The organism is Microcystis sp. M31BS1 (assembly GCF_020245285.1).
Lineage (GTDB): Bacteria > Cyanobacteriota > Cyanobacteriia > Cyanobacteriales > Microcystaceae > Microcystis > Microcystis panniformis.
On the sequence record NZ_JADBVE010000183.1, the window covers coordinates 1 to 3,297 of the forward strand.

General features: G+C 31.2%; 1 protein-coding gene. It reads right to left on the minus strand.

Annotation, left to right across the window (positions count from 1 at the left end):
- Positions 1-72: 72 nt before the first annotated feature.
- Complete coding sequence (locus IM509_RS10695) at positions 73-3,183, minus strand: pentapeptide repeat-containing protein (RefSeq protein ID WP_287716913.1); 3,111 nt, start codon at positions 3,181-3,183, stop codon at positions 73-75.
- Positions 3,184-3,297: the final 114 nt, after the last annotated feature.

The following is a 3,297-nucleotide window of genomic DNA, read 5'->3' on the forward strand; positions in this document are numbered from 1 at the left end:
GACCCTTTTCCCTGTTGGCTCTTCTCGCAAAGCTCGTCAGGATTATTATGGCAAAATTACCTTTTCTTTTATTCAGGAGTTTGAGGCTTTCACATAACAGTACTTGTCTTTGTATTGAAAAATGTGTCCGTCAGTCAGGTTAATAAACTTAGCATCTGACCAGTCAATATGATCAATTGTTGCATTTCTAAAATCACAATTATGCAGAGTGGAATTACTAAAATTTGCACCATCTAGATTAGTAGAATCAAATAATAAATTCCCACCAATTCTCTCCAAAAATTTATAAACATAGAAAATAAAAAACACACAACAAAATATTACCAACAAAGAATCAATATAGGAAAAAAGGTGCTGAATTTGAAAATTAAACACGAGATACAAACATTTATTACTGATTATTGCTGCGGACAAAATAAAGTATAATAGAGGAAATTCAGTGTTTCTTCCATAAGAAAAAAAAGTTATGAACGGGGCTATAAAAATTGATAAAATTAAAAAAATTAGTGCAAAAAAATGATGATTAAAAAATGTTTGTATGCCTATAAAAGCTCCATAGAGTAACCATGTTAAATGATAAATTAAGCTATAAGATTTTACTGTTATTGTAGCAGACAAAAAATTCGATTTTCTTAAGTTGGCATCTTTAAAATTACAGTTGATAATCACAGAGTTACTGAAGTTAGCTCCTTCAAGATTTTGCCCGACATAGGATATATTGCGTAAGGTTCGATTGGAAAAATCAAGAACCTGATTGCTTAAATTGACGGAATTATTTGTTTGATCATCATGGGGTATTCTTACATTATCTGGAAATTTAGTATCATCATCAATAAGTAAGTTTTCGAGTTTACAATTACTAATAACAGCTTCTGAAAAATCAGTCCCAAAAACCTTAGCATTTTGTAAATTAGCTCGATTAAGTTTAGCATTTCTCAAATTAGAGCCACTTAAGTCAGCATTTCGCAGATCTGCACCAGATAAATCTACACCTTGTAAATCTAGCTGAGTCAGATCTAATCCTCTGTAATTTTTATCTCTGCCATTTCTAGTGACAACAAGTTGTCTTATATTATCATTTTTTAGGTAGCCATAATATTCACTAAAACCACCAATTTTAATGCCTTTCCAGTTGGTATAGATAAGGCTCGAATCAGTAAAATCAACTCTGGTAAAATTTGCTCTTTCAAAGTTACAGTTGTCTAAGTTAGCATTAACAAAATAACATAATCCTAAATTAGCTTGATAAAATGTGGAATTGTTCAAAATAGTATGATTGAATGAAGTTCCATTAAAGCCTATTTCGGTATAAGTTACAGTTGCAAAAATTGCAAGTAATAAAAAGAATAAAAAAGAAATTAAAAGAAGTGATAAAACAATTATATTAATGGTATTTCCAGTTGTATAGCTATAAGAGTTTATCAAGAAAAATAGTGAGCCGATAGCTGATATCGTCATTAATCCCCAACAAAGGGATAAGATAAAAGTGTGAAAAGGCTTATAAATTTGAACGGCTTCAATATCACCAAAATGATTTAGATTAAGGATTTCAAGACTTTTGCTTTGGTTTTGTTTTAGTCGCCATAATAAAAATAAAATTAGAAGATTTATACCAGCAGCAATTGCTACAACGATAAGTCCAACTACCAAGTGAGTTAACCAAATAAAAGGGACTGCCATCATACCCGTAAATTGTCGTAAGAATACACTGAAATGTGAGTTAACATAGTCTATAGCCAATAATTCAAGACTTCCAGTTAAAATAATAGTTATCACTGTAGAGAGGATCAATAACAGAAATTGATTACGACTCAGACCAGCTATCACCGAGGAGAAATTTGCATTTTCTAAGATTGCTCCTTCAAATGAACAACCGCGAATATCAGCACCCGAAAAATCAGCACCGGTCAAGTCTAAATCTTTAAACGAAAGATTTTGTAAGTTACGCCCAGAAAAATTAAAATTCCGAAATTCTACAATACTACATTTATCCAAAATATCTTCACTACATTTATCCAAAATATCTTCAGCAAAGTCATCAGGAAATTTTGTTTTTGAATCAATTCGTAGATTTTCAAAATTAGTGTCCTTATTAATAATGACTCCGGTAAAATCCGTTCCTAAAGCTTGAGCATTAGCAAGATTCGCTCCCGCCAAAAGCGCGTTTTGGAAATTTGCCTTATTTAGGTTAGAACCACTTAAATCAACATTGCTCAAATCTACTTGTTCAAAATATGCTTCTTGAAAATTACTATCTCTACCACTTCTAGTAATAAGCAATCGTCTTACTTTATCATTAATTAAGTAGCTAGAAAAATGATTTAATTTTCCTTTAAATTTGGCAGCTTCCCAATTAGTGTAAGCAAGGCTAGTATTTTCAAATCTAGAACGGATAAAGATTGCCCTTTCAAAGTTACAATTGTCTAAATTGGCATGAGTAAAGTTGCAATCTTTCAAATTCGCCTGATTAAAAATGGCGTGATTTAAATTAGCCTTATTAAAATAAGTTCCGCTATATCCAACAGGAGAAAGAAAAGCAAGAATTACTACGCGATATAAAAAGAAGATAAATAAACCCAGAAGAACTAAAAAGAAAATAGTGTTTATGTTTATAATTACTCCATTTGTGCTGATATATACAAATCTTCGTATTGATTCTATTCCTGTTAAAGTCATTAAGACTAACCAAAAAGGCATCCAGAAAAAGTTATTACCAAAGTGATCTGTATAGGCACGGTAAGTTGATTGAATATTGCTAGATTTTTTAATGCTATCAATTCTCTTGTCAGTTGAAATTACCATTAAATTTATTAAGATTAAACTCAATAAATTGGTAAAATTCGTCCAAACAGCAGCTATTAATAGAAGGATAAAAATCACTAAGTTGTTGACATATTCAATGCCAAAAAAATAAATATTTGCACTCGATATAATTAAAGTTACTATGCAGAGAATGGCATAGAAAAGTTGTTGATTACTGCGACCTGCTTTAACCAAGGAAAAGTTGGCATTTTCTAAAATTGATCCTTCAAATGAACAACCGCGAATATCAGCACCTGTAAAATTAGCACCGGTCAAGTTCTTATTTTTGAATGATAGATTTTGTAAGTTCTGACCAGCAAAGTTCAACTCATCAGGTTTTTCTTCAAAAATAATAAAGGCTCTTCGGGAATTGTTATGCAAATAATTAACTTAAAATAAAATTCGATGAGAGCGCCTACGCTCAAAAGTAGCTGAAATCCATACAGGGAAGGACTTAAGGCACAAACAGGTTAATACCAAAAGATAGACAATTGA